Source organism: Klebsiella sp. WP3-W18-ESBL-02 (assembly GCF_014168815.1).
Taxonomy (GTDB): Bacteria; Pseudomonadota; Gammaproteobacteria; order Enterobacterales; family Enterobacteriaceae; genus Kluyvera; species Kluyvera ascorbata_B.
The window spans coordinates 1,914,003-1,929,396 of record NZ_AP021972.1 but is presented as its reverse complement, the minus strand read 5'-3'; the positions used below and the strand labels follow the sequence as shown (position 1 = coordinate 1,929,396).

At 52.2% G+C, this 15,394-nt stretch carries 17 protein-coding genes and 1 other annotated feature; of the genes, 10 read left to right on the top strand and 7 right to left on the bottom strand.

Annotated elements, in window-relative coordinates:
• Window positions 1-150: 150 nt before the first annotated feature.
• Complete coding sequence (locus H7R56_RS09010) at window positions 151-972, bottom strand: SDR family oxidoreductase (protein ID WP_106930035.1); 822 nt, start codon at window positions 970-972, stop codon at window positions 151-153.
• 178 nt (window positions 973-1,150) lie between these two features.
• Here H7R56_RS09010 and hisL point away from each other — a divergent pair, with 178 nt between their 5' ends.
• The 10 genes from hisL to H7R56_RS08960 all read left to right on the top strand — a co-directional run bounded on the left by hisL (window position 1,151) and on the right by H7R56_RS08960 (window position 9,623).
• Window positions 1,151-1,201 carry a his operon leader peptide gene (gene hisL, locus H7R56_RS09005; protein WP_071594744.1) on the top strand — a complete coding sequence of 17 codons (51 nt, stop codon included), beginning with the start codon at window positions 1,151-1,153 and terminating at the stop codon, window positions 1,199-1,201.
• Window positions 1,177-1,298: a sequence feature (His leader region), on the top strand. (Overlaps the previous gene by 25 nt.)
• A 34-nt stretch (window positions 1,299-1,332) precedes the next feature.
• On the top strand, window positions 1,333-2,232 hold the full coding sequence (hisG, locus tag H7R56_RS09000) for an ATP phosphoribosyltransferase (RefSeq protein WP_106930037.1): 900 nt from the start codon (window positions 1,333-1,335) through the stop codon (window positions 2,230-2,232).
• Window positions 2,233-2,359: 127 nt separating this feature from the next.
• The gene (gene hisD, locus H7R56_RS08995; RefSeq protein WP_106930039.1) at window positions 2,360-3,664 is read left to right on the top strand and encodes a histidinol dehydrogenase; all 1,305 of its coding nucleotides are present in this window, start codon (window positions 2,360-2,362) and stop codon (window positions 3,662-3,664) included.
• On the top strand, window positions 3,661-4,722 hold the full coding sequence (hisC, locus tag H7R56_RS08990; RefSeq protein WP_106930041.1) for a histidinol-phosphate transaminase: 1,062 nt from the start codon (window positions 3,661-3,663) through the stop codon (window positions 4,720-4,722). Before hisD ends, hisC begins: the two co-directional genes overlap by 4 nt.
• Window positions 4,719-5,786, top strand: coding sequence for a bifunctional histidinol-phosphatase/imidazoleglycerol-phosphate dehydratase HisB (gene hisB, locus H7R56_RS08985; RefSeq protein WP_106930043.1), 1,068 nt, complete (start codon window positions 4,719-4,721; stop codon window positions 5,784-5,786). The genes hisC and hisB overlap by 4 nt, the downstream gene beginning before the upstream one ends.
• The gene (hisH, locus tag H7R56_RS08980) at window positions 5,786-6,376 is read left to right on the top strand and encodes an imidazole glycerol phosphate synthase subunit HisH (protein WP_106930045.1); all 591 of its coding nucleotides are present in this window, start codon (window positions 5,786-5,788) and stop codon (window positions 6,374-6,376) included. Before hisB ends, hisH begins: the two co-directional genes overlap by 1 nt.
• On the top strand, window positions 6,376-7,113 hold the full coding sequence (gene hisA, locus H7R56_RS08975) for a 1-(5-phosphoribosyl)-5-[(5-phosphoribosylamino)methylideneamino]imidazole-4-carboxamide isomerase (RefSeq protein ID WP_106930047.1): 738 nt from the start codon (window positions 6,376-6,378) through the stop codon (window positions 7,111-7,113). Before hisH ends, hisA begins: the two co-directional genes overlap by 1 nt.
• Window positions 7,095-7,871 carry an imidazole glycerol phosphate synthase subunit HisF gene (gene hisF / locus H7R56_RS08970; RefSeq protein ID WP_106930049.1) on the top strand — a complete coding sequence of 259 codons (777 nt, stop codon included), beginning with the start codon at window positions 7,095-7,097 and terminating at the stop codon, window positions 7,869-7,871. Before hisA ends, hisF begins: the two co-directional genes overlap by 19 nt.
• On the top strand, window positions 7,865-8,464 hold the full coding sequence (hisIE, locus tag H7R56_RS08965) for a bifunctional phosphoribosyl-AMP cyclohydrolase/phosphoribosyl-ATP diphosphatase HisIE (RefSeq protein ID WP_106930051.1): 600 nt from the start codon (window positions 7,865-7,867) through the stop codon (window positions 8,462-8,464). The genes hisF and hisIE overlap by 7 nt, the downstream gene beginning before the upstream one ends.
• A gap of 154 nt (window positions 8,465-8,618) precedes the next feature.
• Window positions 8,619-9,623 (top strand): NAD-dependent epimerase, encoded by a 1,005-nt coding sequence (locus H7R56_RS08960; RefSeq protein WP_182928583.1) that lies wholly within the window; start codon window positions 8,619-8,621, stop codon window positions 9,621-9,623.
• Between the two features lie 81 nt (window positions 9,624-9,704).
• Here the strand turns inward: H7R56_RS08960 and ugd are convergent, their stop codons facing one another.
• The 6 genes from ugd to H7R56_RS08930 all read right to left on the bottom strand — a co-directional run bounded on the left by ugd (window position 9,705) and on the right by H7R56_RS08930 (window position 15,390).
• A complete protein-coding gene (gene ugd, locus H7R56_RS08955; RefSeq protein WP_106930055.1) occupies window positions 9,705-10,871 on the bottom strand; it encodes a UDP-glucose 6-dehydrogenase in 1,167 nt (388 codons plus the stop codon).
• A gap of 208 nt (window positions 10,872-11,079) precedes the next feature.
• Window positions 11,080-12,486, bottom strand: a complete 1,407-nt coding sequence (gndA, locus tag H7R56_RS08950) for an NADP-dependent phosphogluconate dehydrogenase (protein ID WP_106930057.1) — start codon at window positions 12,484-12,486, stop codon at window positions 11,080-11,082.
• 110 nt (window positions 12,487-12,596) lie between these two features.
• Complete coding sequence (locus H7R56_RS08945) at window positions 12,597-13,010, bottom strand: divergent PAP2 family protein (RefSeq protein ID WP_106930059.1); 414 nt, start codon at window positions 13,008-13,010, stop codon at window positions 12,597-12,599.
• 31 nt (window positions 13,011-13,041) lie between these two features.
• Window positions 13,042-13,893, bottom strand: a complete 852-nt coding sequence (locus tag H7R56_RS08940) for a decaprenyl-phosphate phosphoribosyltransferase (protein WP_182928582.1) — start codon at window positions 13,891-13,893, stop codon at window positions 13,042-13,044.
• On the bottom strand, window positions 13,893-15,014 hold the full coding sequence (locus tag H7R56_RS08935; RefSeq protein WP_106929577.1) for a glycosyltransferase family 4 protein: 1,122 nt from the start codon (window positions 15,012-15,014) through the stop codon (window positions 13,893-13,895). The genes H7R56_RS08940 and H7R56_RS08935 overlap by 1 nt, the downstream gene beginning before the upstream one ends.
• A gap of 7 nt (window positions 15,015-15,021) precedes the next feature.
• Window positions 15,022-15,390, bottom strand: coding sequence for an EamA family transporter (locus tag H7R56_RS08930; RefSeq protein ID WP_106929575.1), 369 nt, complete (start codon window positions 15,388-15,390; stop codon window positions 15,022-15,024).
• Window positions 15,391-15,394 lie beyond the last annotated feature (4 nt).

Sequence of the window (15,394 nt, the reverse complement as noted above, 5' to 3'; positions counted from 1 at the left end):
TTACATTCGGCACATTTTGCCCCAATCGGTAGCAAAAATACAAGCCGCTGAAAGCAAGATCGCAGCACTAACTCATCTAAATGTCTGATAATTCAGCAACTGCTGAATTATAAATCTCATCTATAGCACTATTTGCTAAAACAACGGCGATTATTCCATCGGCATACGCAGCGGGTCCGGATACTGATACTCAAACCCCAGCTCACGGCAGATAAGATTACCGTCGATAATTTTGCCTTTTCCTTTGCCGCTATCGCTAAAGACCGGTACCGCCAGCCCCAGTTCACGCGCCATTTGCGGATAGAAAATACCGCGCGCCGGATGTAAAGGAGCACAAATGTTATAAATGTGTCCCCCCTTCGGCGCCTGTAATAAAAGCGTAATAGCGGAGATCACATCTTCCAGATGCACCAGATTGACACCCTGTTGGCCGTCCGGCGCCGACTTCCCGGCAAAGAACCGTCCCGGATGTCGACCCGGTCCCACCAGCCCAGCCAGACGCAGAATATCAACGGACGTCCCTGGAAGTTGATGCAGCCAGTCTTCCAGCTCTTTCAGCACGCTGCCGCTGGCGGTGACCGGTTCACGCGGCGTGCTCTCTTTCACCATGCCTTCTTCTTTACCGTACACGGACGTCGAACTGGTAAAGATGATACGCGGAATATGATACGCCAGCGCGGAATCCACAATCTCCTGCACCGCCTGATGATAGAAATCTTCACCCGGCCCGCTACGGCGCGCCGGTAGCGTAATCACCAGCGCATCCACGTTCATTAACGCGTCGAGATCGTCCGCCTCGCACACCAGCTGCGGATCAAGCCGCAGCGGATAGCTATCAATGCCGCACATACGGGCCGCCTCAACGCCATCGGCGGTTGTTTTGCTACCGGTTACCTGCCAGCCGCGCGCCATCAACGACAGCGCCAGCGGCATACCCAGCCACCCTAAACCGACAATTGCCACCTTCTTCATTGCGCTATCTCCTGATTCCTACTGCACTCCTCTATTAAGGCTACGCCACCGGGCGAAAACTGACAATTTATAGTGGCAACATGAATTGATTTAATGAATGAAAAAAGCGCTTGCACTCAACGACAAAAGTGGTTTAGGTTAAAAGACATCAAGTGAATAGTCATTCAACGAGAAATTTATGAGCCGCGTTCAATTTAAACACCACCATCATCACCATCACCCTGACTAGTCTTTCAGGCGATGTGTGCTGGGAGACATTCAGATCTTCCAGTGGTGCATGAACGCAAGAGAGCCCCCGGAAGATCATCTTCCGGGGGCTTTTTTTTGAACCAAATTCAGCAGGGTAATGAGGAATACAGAATGTTAGATAACAGCCGTTTACGCATAGCTATTCAGAAATCAGGCCGTCTTAGCGACGATTCACGCGAATTACTGGCCCGTTGTGGCATTAAAATTAATCTCCACACCCAGCGCCTGATTGCGATGGCGGAAAATATGCCTATCGATATTCTGCGCGTCCGTGACGACGATATCCCGGGTCTGATTATGGATGGCGTGGTCGACCTCGGCATCATCGGCGAAAACGTGCTGGAAGAAGAACTGCTGAGCCGCCGCGCGCAGGGCGAAGACCCGCGCTACTTTACCCTGCGTCGTCTTGACTTCGGCGGCTGCCGTCTGTCGCTGGCTACCCCAGCAGATGAAGCATGGGACGGCCCGGCAGCGCTCGACGGCAAACGTATCGCCACCTCTTACCCACACCTGCTCAAGCGTTACCTCGATCAGAAAGGCATTAGTTTTAAATCCTGTCTGCTGAATGGTTCTGTCGAAGTGGCTCCGCGCGCGGGCCTGGCCGACGCCATTTGTGACCTGGTCTCAACCGGTGCGACGCTGGAAGCCAACGGCCTGCGTGAAGTGGAAGTGATGTTCCGCTCCAAGGCCTGCCTGATTCAGCGCGACGGCGAAATGAGCGAGGCGAAACAGCAGCTGATTGACCGCCTGCTGACCCGTATTCAGGGCGTCATTCAGGCCCGTGAATCAAAATACATCATGATGCATGCACCGACCGAACGTCTGGACGAAGTGATTGCACTGCTGCCGGGCGCTGAACGCCCAACGATTCTGCCGCTGGCGGGCGATCAGCAGCGCGTCGCCATGCACATGGTGAGCAGCGAAACCCTGTTCTGGGAAACCATGGAAAAACTCAAATCCCTGGGGGCCAGCTCAATTCTGGTGCTGCCGATTGAGAAAATGATGGAGTGATCGGCTGCCTGATGGCGCTGCGCTTATCAGGCCTACAAGTATTGTCACACGCATTAATACTACGGCCCCTGTAGGCCGGATAAGGCACCGCCGCCATCCGGCATGGCCCCATGATGGAGTAACGACTTTGAGCTTCAATACCCTGATTGACTGGAATAGCTATAGCCCCGAAGAACAGCAGACGCTGCTAATGCGCCCGGCCATCTCCGCCTCTGACAGCATCACGCGTACGGTGGCCGAGATCCTTGAGAACGTCAAAAGCAACGGCGACAAGGCCCTGCGTGAATACAGCGCAAAATTTGATAAAACGGAAGTCGCCGCACTGCGCGTCTCCGAGGATGAAATTCAGCAGGCAGGCGCGCGTCTGAGCGACGAGCTGAAGCAAGCCATGCAGGCGGCGGTGCGCAATATTGATACCTTCCACAACGCGCAGATTCTGCCGCCGGTGGATATAGAAACCCAGCCGGGCGTGCGCTGCCAGCAGGTTACCCGCCCAATCGCGTCCGTGGGTCTCTATATTCCTGGCGGTTCAGCCCCGCTGTTTTCAACGGTGTTAATGCTGGCTACCCCGGCACGTATTGCCGGCTGTAAAAAGGTGGTGCTCTGCTCACCGCCGCCAATTGCCGATGAAATTCTCTATGCGGCGCAGCTGTGCGGCGTTAAAGAGGTGTTCAACGTCGGCGGCGCGCAGGCGATTGCCGCGCTGGCGCTGGGCACCGAGTCCATCGCTAAAGTGGACAAAATCTTCGGTCCAGGCAACGCCTACGTCACCGAAGCAAAACGCCAGGTGAGTCAGCGTCTCGACGGCGCGGCAATTGATATGCCCGCGGGCCCGTCGGAAGTGCTGGTTATCGCCGACAGCGGCGCGACCCCGGACTTTGTCGCCTCGGACCTGCTTTCACAGGCCGAACACGGCCCGGATTCACAGGTTATTCTGTTAACCCCGGACGCAAAACTTGCCGCCGACGTGGCCGACGCGGTAGAACGCCAGCTCGCCGAGCTGTCCCGCGCCGATACCGCGCGCCAGGCGCTCTCCGCCAGCCGTTTGATCGTCGCCCGCGATCTGGCGCAGTGTGTGGAAATTTCGAATGCCTACGGCCCGGAGCACCTGATTATTCAGACCCGCAACGCCCGCGACCTGGTTGATGAAATCACCAGCGCCGGTTCGGTGTTCCTCGGCGACTGGTCGCCAGAATCCGCCGGTGACTACGCCTCGGGGACCAACCACGTTCTGCCGACCTATGGCTACACCGCAACCTGCTCCAGCCTGGGGCTGGCCGATTTCCAGAAACGGATGACCGTGCAGGAACTGTCGCGCGAAGGTTTTAGCGCCCTCGCCTCCACCATTGAAACGTTGGCCACCGCCGAACGGCTGACCGCCCACAAAAACGCCGTCACCCTACGCGTCAACGCCCTGAAGGAGCAAGCATGAGCATCGAACAGTTAGCCCGCGACAACGTTCGCGCCCTGACCCCCTATCAGTCGGCCCGCCGTCTGGGCGGTAAAGGCGACGTGTGGCTGAATGCCAACGAATTCCCAACAGCAGTACCGTTTGAGCTCAGCCAGCAGACGCTGAACCGCTACCCGGAATGCCAGCCCAAAGCGGTCATTGAGAACTACGCCGCCTACGCAGGCGTGAAGCCGCAGCAGGTGCTGGTTAGCCGCGGTGCCGATGAAGGCATCGAGCTGCTGGTGCGCGCTTTTTGCGAACCGGGCCGCGACGCGGTGCTGTTTTGCCCCCCCACCTACGGCATGTACAGCGTCAGCGCGGAAACCATCGGCGTTGAGTGCCGCACCGTACCAGCGAAAGCCGATTGGCAGTTGGATCTTCCGGCCATTGCCGACAGCCTGAACAACGTCAAAGTGGTATACGTGTGCAGCCCGAACAACCCAACCGGGCAGATTATCAACCCGCAGGACTTTCGTACGCTGCTGGAGATGACCCGCGATAAAGCGCTGGTCGTCGCCGACGAGGCCTATATTGAGTTTTGCCCGCAGGCCACGCTCGCCGGCTGGCTGGCGGAGTATCCAAATCTGGTTATTCTGCGCACGCTGTCGAAAGCCTTTGCGCTGGCAGGGCTGCGCTGCGGCTTCACGTTGGCGAATGAAGACGTGATTGCGCTGCTGCTGAAAGTGATTGCCCCCTACCCGCTTTCTACCCCGGTTGCCGATATCGCGGCCCAGGCGCTTAGCGCGCAGGGCATCGCCGCGATGCGCCAGCGAGTGGCGCAGATCCTTGAGGAGCGCGAATATCTGGTCACCGCCCTGCGCACCATTGATTGCGTCGAGCAGGTATTCGATTCCGAGACCAATTACGTACTGGTACGGATGAAAGCCTCAACCAGCGTATTTAAATCTTTATGGGATCAAGGCATTATCTTACGTGACCAGAATAAACAACCTTCTTTAAGCGGCTGTTTGCGCATCACTATCGGCACTCGAGCAGAGAGCCAGCGCGTGATTGACGCTTTGAAAGCGGAGACCGTATGACCCAGAAGTTTCTCTTTATCGATCGCGATGGCACCCTGATTTCCGAGCCGCCGAGCGACTATCAGGTAGACCGTTTTGATAAACTGGCCTTCGAGCCGGACGTGATTCCCGAGCTGTTGAAGCTGCAAAAGGCGGGCTACAAGCTGGTGATGATTACCAATCAGGACGGGCTGGGCACCGCCAGTTTCCCGCAGGACGATTTTGACGGCCCGCATAACCTGATGATGCAGATATTTACGTCACAGGGCGTCGCGTTCGACGATGTCCTGATCTGCCCGCATCTGCCGGCCGATAACTGCGCGTGCCGGAAGCCGAAAACGCAGTTGGTCACCGCCTGGCTGGCCGATGGCGTGATGGACACCGCCAACAGCTATGTTATCGGCGACCGCGCCACCGACGTCGAGCTGGCCAATAACATGGGTATCACCGGCCTGCGCTACCACCGTGACACCCTGAACTGGGCGGCCATTGGCGAGCAGTTGACCCGCCGCGATCGCTACGCGCGCATCGAACGTAATACCCGCGAGACCCAGATTGACGTGGAAGTCTGGCTGGACCGCGAAGGCGGCAGCAAGATCAACACCGGCGTTGGTTTCTTCGATCATATGCTCGATCAGATTGCCACCCACGGCGGCTTCCGCATGAACATTACCGTGAAAGGCGATCTGTATATCGACGATCACCACACGGTTGAAGATACCGGCCTGGCGCTGGGCGAAGCGCTGAAGGCGGCGCTGGGCGACAAGCGGGGCATCAACCGTTTCGGTTTTGTGCTGCCGATGGACGAATGCCTGGCGCGCTGCGCGCTGGATATCTCCGGTCGGCCACACCTTGAATATAAAGCCGAATTTACCTATCAGCGCGTAGGCGATCTGAGCACCGAAATGATCGAGCACTTCTTCCGCTCGCTCTCCTATGCGATGGGCATCACCCTGCACCTGAAAACCAAAGGCAAAAACGATCACCACCGCGTGGAAAGCCTGTTTAAAGTCTTTGGCCGCACGCTGCGCCAGGCCATTCGCGTGGACGGCAATACCCTTCCCTCCTCGAAAGGAGTGCTGTGATGAACGTGGTTGTGCTTGATACCGGCTGTGCCAACCTTCACTCGGTGAAGGCGGCAATTGCCCGCCACGGCTACGAGCCGGTGGTAAGCCGCGATCCGGACGTCGTCCTGCGCGCGGACAAACTGTTCCTGCCGGGCGTTGGCACCGCGCAGGCCGCCATGGATCAGATTCGTGAACGCGACCTGGCGGATTTGATCAAAGCCTGCACTCAGCCGGTGCTCGGCATTTGCCTTGGAATGCAGCTACTGGGCCGCCGCAGCGAAGAAACCCACGGCGTCGACATGCTGGGGATTATTGACCAGGACGTGCCGAAAATGACCGATTTCGGCCTGCCGCTGCCGCACATGGGCTGGAACCGCGTTTATCCGAAGGCGGGCGATCGCCTGTTCCGCGGCATTGAGGACGGCGCGTATTTCTACTTCGTGCACAGCTACGCGATGCCGGTCAATGAAAATACCATCGCCCAGTGCCATTACGGTGAACCGTTCACCGCGGCGGTACAAAAAGATAACTTTTACGGCGTCCAGTTCCACCCGGAACGTTCGGGCACCGCGGGCGCACAGCTGCTGAAAAATTTCCTGGAGATGTGATGATCATTCCGGCTTTAGATTTGATTAACGGCACCGTAGTACGCCTGCACCAGGGCGATTACGGTCAGCAGCGCGACTACGGTACCGATCCGCTGCCGCGTCTTCAGGACTATGCGGCCCAGGGCGCAGAAGTGCTGCATCTGGTCGATTTAACCGGCGCCAAAGACCCGGCGCAGCGGCAGATTCCGCTGCTGAAAACGCTGGTTGCTGGCGTGAACGTGCCGGTGCAAGTAGGCGGCGGCGTACGTACAGAAGAAGACGTCGCCGCGCTGCTTGATGCCGGCGTCGCGCGCGTGGTGGTAGGTTCGACGGCGGTGAAATCGCCGGAGATCGTGAAGGGCTGGTTTAAGCGCTTTGGCGCGGAACATCTGGTGCTGGCGCTGGACGTGCGAATTGATGAAAACGGCGCAAAACAGGTGGCGGTAAGCGGCTGGCAGGAAAATTCCGGTGTGACGCTGGAGGAACTGGTGGAAACCTATCTGCCGGTAGGTTTACAGCACGTGCTGTGCACCGATATTTCGCGCGACGGTACGCTGGCGGGCTCTAACGTCTCGCTGTATGAAGAAGTCTGCGCTCGCTACCCGCAGGTGGCGTTTCAGTCCTCCGGCGGCATTGGCGATCTCAACGATATCGCCGCCCTGCGCGGTACCGGCGTGCGCGGCGTGATCGTCGGTCGCGCGCTGTTGGAAGGTAAATTCAACGTAACGGAGGCCATCCAATGCTGGCAAAACGGATAATTCCTTGTCTCGACGTACGTGATGGCCAGGTGGTTAAAGGCGTGCAATTCCGCAATCACGAAATCATTGGCGATATCGTGCCGCTGGCCAAACGCTACGCCGATGAAGGCGCGGATGAGCTGGTGTTTTACGATATTACCGCTTCCAGCGACGGCCGCGTGGTGGATAAAAGCTGGGTTTCTCGCGTCGCCGAAGTCATTGATATTCCGTTCTGCGTCGCTGGCGGCATTAAGTCCATCGACGATGCGGCGCGCATTCTCTCCTTTGGTGCGGATAAAATTTCCATCAACTCCCCGGCACTGGCCGACCCGGAGCTGATTACGCGCCTGGCAGATCGCTTTGGCGTGCAGTGCATCGTGGTGGGTATTGATACCTGGTATGACGCCGACAGCGGAAAATATCACGTCAATCAGTACACCGGCGATGAGAGCCGCACGCGCGTCACCCAGTGGGAAACGCTGGACTGGGTACAGGAAGTGCAGAAACGCGGCGCAGGTGAAATCGTCCTCAATATGATGAACCAGGACGGCGTGCGCAACGGCTACGATCTGGAACAGTTGAAAAAAGTGCGCGAGGTTTGTCGCGTGCCGCTTATCGCCTCCGGCGGCGCGGGCACCATGGAGCACTTCCTGGAAGCCTTCCGTGATGCCGATGTTGATGGTGCGTTGGCGGCTTCGGTATTCCACAAACAGATTATTAATATTGGTGAACTAAAAGCGTACCTGGCAGCTCAGGGCGTGGAGATTCGGGTATGTTAACTGAGCAATTAGACTGGCAAAAAACCGACGGACTGATGCCCGCCATTATCCAACACGCGGTATCCGGCGAAGTGCTGATGCTGGGCTATATGAATCAAGAAGCGCTGGCTAAAACGCAGGAAACGGGCAAAGTCACCTTTTTCTCGCGCACCAAGCAGCGCCTGTGGACCAAAGGTGAAACGTCCGGCCACTTCCTGAACGTGGTCAGCATGGCGCCAGACTGTGACAACGATACCCTGTTGATTCTGGTCAACCCAATTGGCCCGACCTGCCATAAAGGCACATCCAGCTGCTTCGGCGACACCAGCCACCAATGGCTGTTCCTGTACCAGCTGGAACAGCTGCTGGCCGAGCGGAAAACCGCTGACCCGGCCAGTTCCTATACGGCAAAACTGTATGCCAGCGGAACAAAGCGTATCGCGCAGAAAGTGGGTGAAGAAGGCGTCGAGACTGCGCTCGCTGCGACGGTACACGATAAGTTTGAGCTGAAAAATGAAGCGTCGGATTTAATGTATCACCTGCTGGTGCTGCTGCAGGATCAGGAACTGGATTTGACGACGGTGATTGAGAATTTGCGCGAGCGTCATCAGTAACCCCTCCCCCCGAACCCGGCCATCGTGCCGGGTTTTATCTTTAGTCTTCCTTCCGATAACCTTAATGACAGATAACGATTATATTTTTCAGCGCGCAGACGGTATGATCGCGCCAGAAAAAGACGTTCGCACTGAATGAGTTTTAAGGAATGCTATGAAATATTTGGTCACCGGTGCCGCTGGGTTCATCGGTTTTCACGTCTCCAGACGCCTGCTTGCCACGGGCCATCAGGTTGTTGGTATTGATAACCTGAACGATTACTACGACGTTAGCCTGAAGCAGGCGCGTCTGGATCTGCTGCAATCCGCAGATTTTCGTTTTGTGAAGCTGGATCTCGATGATAACGCCGGCATGGCCGCGCTGTTTGCCGACGCCCGATTCGATCGTGTGATTCATCTGGCCGCTCAGGCGGGCGTTCGCTATTCGCTGGAAAACCCACACGCCTATGCGCAGGCTAACCTCATAGGCCACCTCAACGTACTGGAAGGTTGTCGGCACAACAAGGTGCAGCATCTGCTGTACGCCTCCTTCAGCTCGGTGTATGGACTGAACCGCAAAATGCCGTTCTCTACCGATGACAGCGTCGATCACCCGGTTTCCCTGTATGCCGCCACCAAAAAGGCCAACGAGCTGATGGCGCACACATACTCCCATCTCTACGGTTTGCCGACCACCGGGCTGCGTTTCTTCACCGTGTATGGCCCGTGGGGGCGCCCGGATATGGCGCTATTCAAATTTACCAAAGCGATGCTCGAAGGGAAAAGCATCGACGTCTACAACTACGGCAAGATGAAGCGTGACTTTACCTACATTGACGACATCGCCGAAGCGATTATCCGTCTGCAGGATGTGATCCCAGAAGCTAACGATCAATGGAGTGTGGAAACCGGCTCTCCGGCGACCAGCTCCGCGCCGTATCGCATCTATAACATTGGCAACAGCTCGCCGGTGGAACTGATGGACTACATCACGGCGCTGGAAGACGCGCTGGGAATTGAAGCACAAAAGAATATGATGCCGATGCAGGCGGGAGACGTGCTGGAAACCAGCGCAGAGACGCAGCCGCTGTACGATCTGGTGGGCTTCCGCCCGCAGACGTCGGTAAAAGACGGCGTGAAGCAATTCGTGGATTGGTATCGTCAATTTTATAACGTATAAAGAAAAGCCCTCATCGTGAGGGCTTTTTCTCTTATCGCCCGGCAGGCAATGTGCCGCCGGGAACCACACGGTAACTCACGTTTAATCGTTACCAAACAAATCGCGGGTATACACCTTCTCTTCCACGTCCGCCAGCTCTTGCGCCATACGGTTGGAAATAATCACATCGGCTTCCTGCTTAAAGGCGTCAAGGTCGCGCACCACGCGGGAGTTAAAGAACTCGTCTTCTTTCATCACCGGTTCATAAATGATCACCGGGATCCCTTTCGCCTTAATACGCTTCATGATCCCCTGAATCGAGGACGCGCGGAAGTTGTCTGAACCGGACTTCATGATCAGACGATACACGCCCACCACCTTCGGCTTACGCGCGAGGATGGAATCGGCGATAAAGTCTTTACGCGTGCGGTTGGCATCAACGATGGCACCAATGATGTTATTCGGCACCGATTCATAGTTAGCCAGCAGCTGCTTGGTATCCTTCGGCAAGCAATAGCCGCCGTAGCCAAATGACGGGTTGTTGTAGTGGTTGCCGATGCGTGGATCCAGGCATACCCCTTCAATTATCTGCCGTGAGTTAAGCCCCAGGCTTTCGGCATAGCTGTCGAGTTCGTTAAAGTAAGCGACGCGCAGTGCCAGGTAAGTATTGGCGAACAGCTTGATGGCTTCCGCTTCGGTAGAGTCAGTAAACAGCGTTGGGATATCTTTCTTCACCGCCCCTTCCTGCAGCAGCGCAGCAAACCGCTCCGCACGTTCGGAACGCTCGCCGATTACGATGCGCGACGGGTGCAGGTTGTCGTACAGCGCGCGGCCTTCTCGCAGGAACTCCGGCGAAAAGAAGATATTGTCGATCCCCAGCTGTTCTTTAATCGTATTTGTAAATCCCACCGGAATGGTGGATTTAATGACCATCACCGCATTCGAGTTGATTGCAACCACGTCGCGGATAACAGACTCAACGCTTGAGGTGTTGAAATAGTTGGTCTTCGGATCGTAATCGGTAGGCGTGGCGATGATAACAAAGTCGGCATCGCGGTAGGCGTCATGCTTGTCAGTCGTTGCGCGGAAATTCAGCGGTCGGGTCGCCAGATATTCTTCGATCTCTTTATCGACAATCGGCGATTTCTTTTGATTCAGCATGTCGACCTTTTCCTGAACGATATCCAGGGCTACCACTTCATGGTGCTGGGCGATCAGAATGCCGTTCGACAGGCCTACGTAACCTGTTCCTGAGATAGTTATCTTCATTCTTTCTGTAACTTCTTCCGGTTAAACATTTGAAGGTGAACGCATCACCACCGTAAGACCCAACGTTTTCGTTTCGGATCGGCGTGAGCTCAGTATATCGTGAATTACTGCAACAACGCCTATCAGACCTGACTGAATGCTGTTTTCAGACAATAAAAAAGCCCGGAGGTGCGCTCCGGGCCTGAGTTTAGCGGTTGGCTATTTCAGATTAATCCAGCCATTCGGTGTGGAACACACCTTCTTTATCAGTACGTTTATAGGTATGCGCACCGAAGTAATCACGCTGAGCCTGAATCAGGTTGGCTGGCAGTACCGCAGAGCGGTAGCTGTCATAGTAGGCCACGGCCGCAGAGAACGTTGGTACCGGAATACCGTTCTGAACCGCGTAAGCCACGACATCACGCAGCGCCTGCTGGTATTCGTCGGCGATATTCTTGAAGTAAGGCGCCAGCAGCAGGTTAGCGATGCCTTTGTTTTCTGCATAGGCGTCGGTGATTTTCTGCAGGAACTGTGCACGAATAATGCAGCCCGCGCGGAAGATCTTCGCGATTTCGCCGTAGTTCAGATCCCAGTTGTATTCGTCAGACGCTGCGCGCAGCTGTGAGAAGCCCTGCGCATAGGAGACGATTTTGCCAAGGTACAGCGCGCGACGCACTTTCTCAACGAACTCAGCTTTATCGCCAGCCAGTTTTGCCTGCGGGCCGGACAGCACTTTAGATGCTGCAACGCGCTGGTCTTTCAGGGAGGAGATATAGCGCGCGAAGACGGATTCGGTGATCAGGGACAGCGGTTCGCCCAGGTCCAGAGAGCTCTGGCTGGTCCATTTACCGGTACCTTTGTTTGCGGCTTCGTCCAGGATCACATCGACAAGGTATTTACCCTCTTCATCTTTTTTGGTGAAGATGTCTTTGGTGATGTCGATCAGGTAGCTGCTCAGCTCACCTGCGTTCCATTCGGTGAAGGTGGTTGCCAGCTCTTCGTTAGACAGGTTCAGACCGCCTTTCAGCAGAGAATAGGCTTCAGCAATCAGCTGCATATCGCCATACTCAATACCGTTGTGAACCATTTTCACGTAATGACCCGCGCCGTCAGCGCCGATGTAAGTCACGCACGGTTCGCCATCTTCCGCTACCGCAGCGATTTTGGTCAGAATCGGCGCAACCAGTTCGTACGCTTCTTTCTGACCGCCAGGCATGATAGACGGGCCCTTCAGCGCGCCCTCTTCACCGCCGGACACGCCCGTACCGATGAAGTTAAAGCCTTCAGCAGACAGCTCACGGTTACGGCGAATGGTGTCCTGGAAGAAGGTGTTACCGCCATCAATAATGATGTCGCCTTTATCCAGATACGGCTTCAGGGAATCGATGGCCGCATCAGTGCCAGCGCCCGCTTTCACCATCAACAGGATACGACGCGGGGTTTCAAGAGATTCTACGAACTCTTTGACCGTGTAGTGAGGAACCAGGTTCTTGCCCGGGTTCTCAGCGACAACTTCTTCGGTTTTTTCACGGGAGCGGTTGAAGATAGAGACGCTATAACCACGGCTTTCGATGTTGAGCGCAAGGTTGCGCCCCATCACTGCCATACCGACAACACCGATTTGTTGCTTGGACATTACATACTCCTGATTAACGGTAATAACCTGACTGTATCATAGCAATTTACACTTACTATACAATCACGGCAATCTAAACGGCACATTAAGACACATGAGGATATTTACATTTAAATATGGTGGTTAATAATTAAGTGCATTATATAGCCGATAAATACGCCAACAAAAATACCACCTACAAGTTCCCACTTTGTATGGCCGATTCTCTCTCGCAATTGCGCGGATTTATCAATATGGTTGATGGCCTGAGCCTGTTTCCCTATTTGACGACGAAGACTATTTGCATCTAGCATAACTATGAATGCGAAAGTAATTGCAAGACCAAAAATAGGGTTGTCAATTCCGTTTTGGAACCCTATTAATGAGGCCATACTTGTTACGATAGATGTATGATTACTAGGAAAACCACCATAGCCAACATTTTTAAAAGCAAATTGTTTTTCTCTGATACTATTCGTAATAAACTTTATGATCCCTGTAAAAAACCAGGCAACAAAAGGAGTAATGCAGTAGCCAAATTCCATAGAATCACTCATTGAAGAATTAATAAAACAGTTAATGCGGATATAGAACGTATAGACTCAGAATCAGCCATATAAATACTGTCACCAAAAGCAATTTATCTTCATATAATACATCCGTGGGTGACTCTCCACCTTCTAGCTGCTCAACCACGTACCAATACCGGTATAAACCGAATAGTACTAACGGTATTGAAATTACCAGTTCTTCTTTTGCTGACATAACAAAGAGACTATAGAAAATAACAGTACCAGTTGCCGACATTTCTGCATATTTATCAATTAACGATATGGAGTATTTATCTAAAACATTTCGGCTTTCACTTCCCGCTTGAGATAATTCTTGCCTACGTTTAATAGATGCAAGATAGAGAGCAAGACACAGTGTAGTCACGAACATCCATGATGACAATGGAACATTGAGTGCGACTGCACCAGCATAGACACGTAAAACAAACCCTATAGAGATGCAGAATATGTCTATGACAGGTTGATGCTTGAGATAATAGCTGTAGAAAACATTTAATATAATATAAGAAAAAATCACATAGAAAACATGCAAATTAATGAAGGCGTTAGCTATTAAACACATGTAAATAATAACAAGAAGAATAATCGCGCCAGACTTAGAAACATCACCTGCAGCCAATGGCCGTTTTTTTGATTTGATCGGGTGTAGTCTATCCTTTTCTATATCATTAAGGTCATTAAGAATATAAACAGCAGAGGAAGCGATACAAAATAAAAAGAACGCCTGCAATGAACTATTTATTGCTTGAATATGAAGGAAACCACCCGAGAAAATAAGTGGTATCAACACAAAACAGTTTTTTATCCATTGTTTCGGGCCAATCAGTTTAACTAGCCCTATAATTTTCGTGCTCATTACTCAGTCTCACATGAAAGAAATAAATGCTCAAACTTATCTATTGTATTTTGTAGTGAGTAAAGTTCAATTGTTTTTTCTATGCCTTTGTTCTTATCAATATTTGAATTCAATAGAGTATAAAGTGCTTCAGTAATCGAATTTGCATCACGAGGTTCTACAATAGCACCCATTCCGGTCAATATTACAGGTTGACGAACACCAGGCATGTTTGATGCAATAGCGGGAATACCTAACATCATCGCTTCTACCTGAACGATACCAAATGCTTCAAAAGGGTTAACTGATGGTAAAGCAAAGACATCAATCGATGCATAAAAATCGTTCAATTCAGCATCATCTAAGAAACCTAATAATTTTATTCTACTATCATTACCTAGCTTAGATTTAACGCGTTCAATTACTGAACCACCTGCAATGTTTGAAAAATCACCGGCGATCAATAAACGGGCCTCAGGATTGTTAAATCGTCGAAAACCATCAACTAAATATTCAATGCCCTTTTCTTCTACGATCCGGCCAAGGAATCCGACGTGCATTCCATCGCCATCTCTGAAAGTTGGCGAGCCAGATGGGCGTAGATGGCATGTTGGAGGTATTACAACACGCTTATCTTCAATGTAATCTACAATTCGAGATGAATTTATATAGTCATCACTACTAACAGTTATAAATTTGGAGTATTTTATACATTTTTTAGTGGAAAAATCCATGATAAAATTCTGTAATCTCCCCATTAATGTCGGAGGCAGACTAACATCACACTGATAAGTAGTAACAACCGGACATGAAGCAAATTTTGCAATAATACCAGCTTCGAGCATTGGGCTGTGAATATTAATTAGCTTTGATGTTTTTGATACCCGGGCAACTGTAGAAATCAAAGATGGACTAATAACACCTTTACCAATTTTTAAAATAACGGGGGTTCTAATGACCTCTACCCCGTTAATAAACTCATGTAACATTAATTCCTTTGTATGCTGGGTAGCAATAACAGCAACTGTTTTCCCTCGTTTAACAAGTTCTTCAGCCAGATCCCGTGCAACATTAGTTAACCCGCTAACATAAGGATAATAATAAGTCAGGACAAAAGTTACATCATATTTTTTATTAACCATATGAACCTCAATTCTGCGCAACAAGTATCACACCAAAAACAATAACAAAAATACCGACCCACCTTAAAACAGAAACATGCTCATGAAGTAAAAATACAGCTAATAAAGCAGATATGACGTAGGTAAGTGATAATGCAGGTTGTAATAATGTTAATGGCATGGTTCTCAACAACCATATCCATATCGCCGCAGGAATAGCATAGAGAATAATGCCAAGCATCAGCAAGGGATTTATCAGTATATTATAAATTAAATTAAAAACATTCCCAGTTAAGTCCTGAGGCATTTTAATAGCACCCCATTTCATAAATAACGAACCGAGAGAGCCCATAATAACACCCACTGCAACTAAAGCCCAATTAAATAGAGGATACATTTAT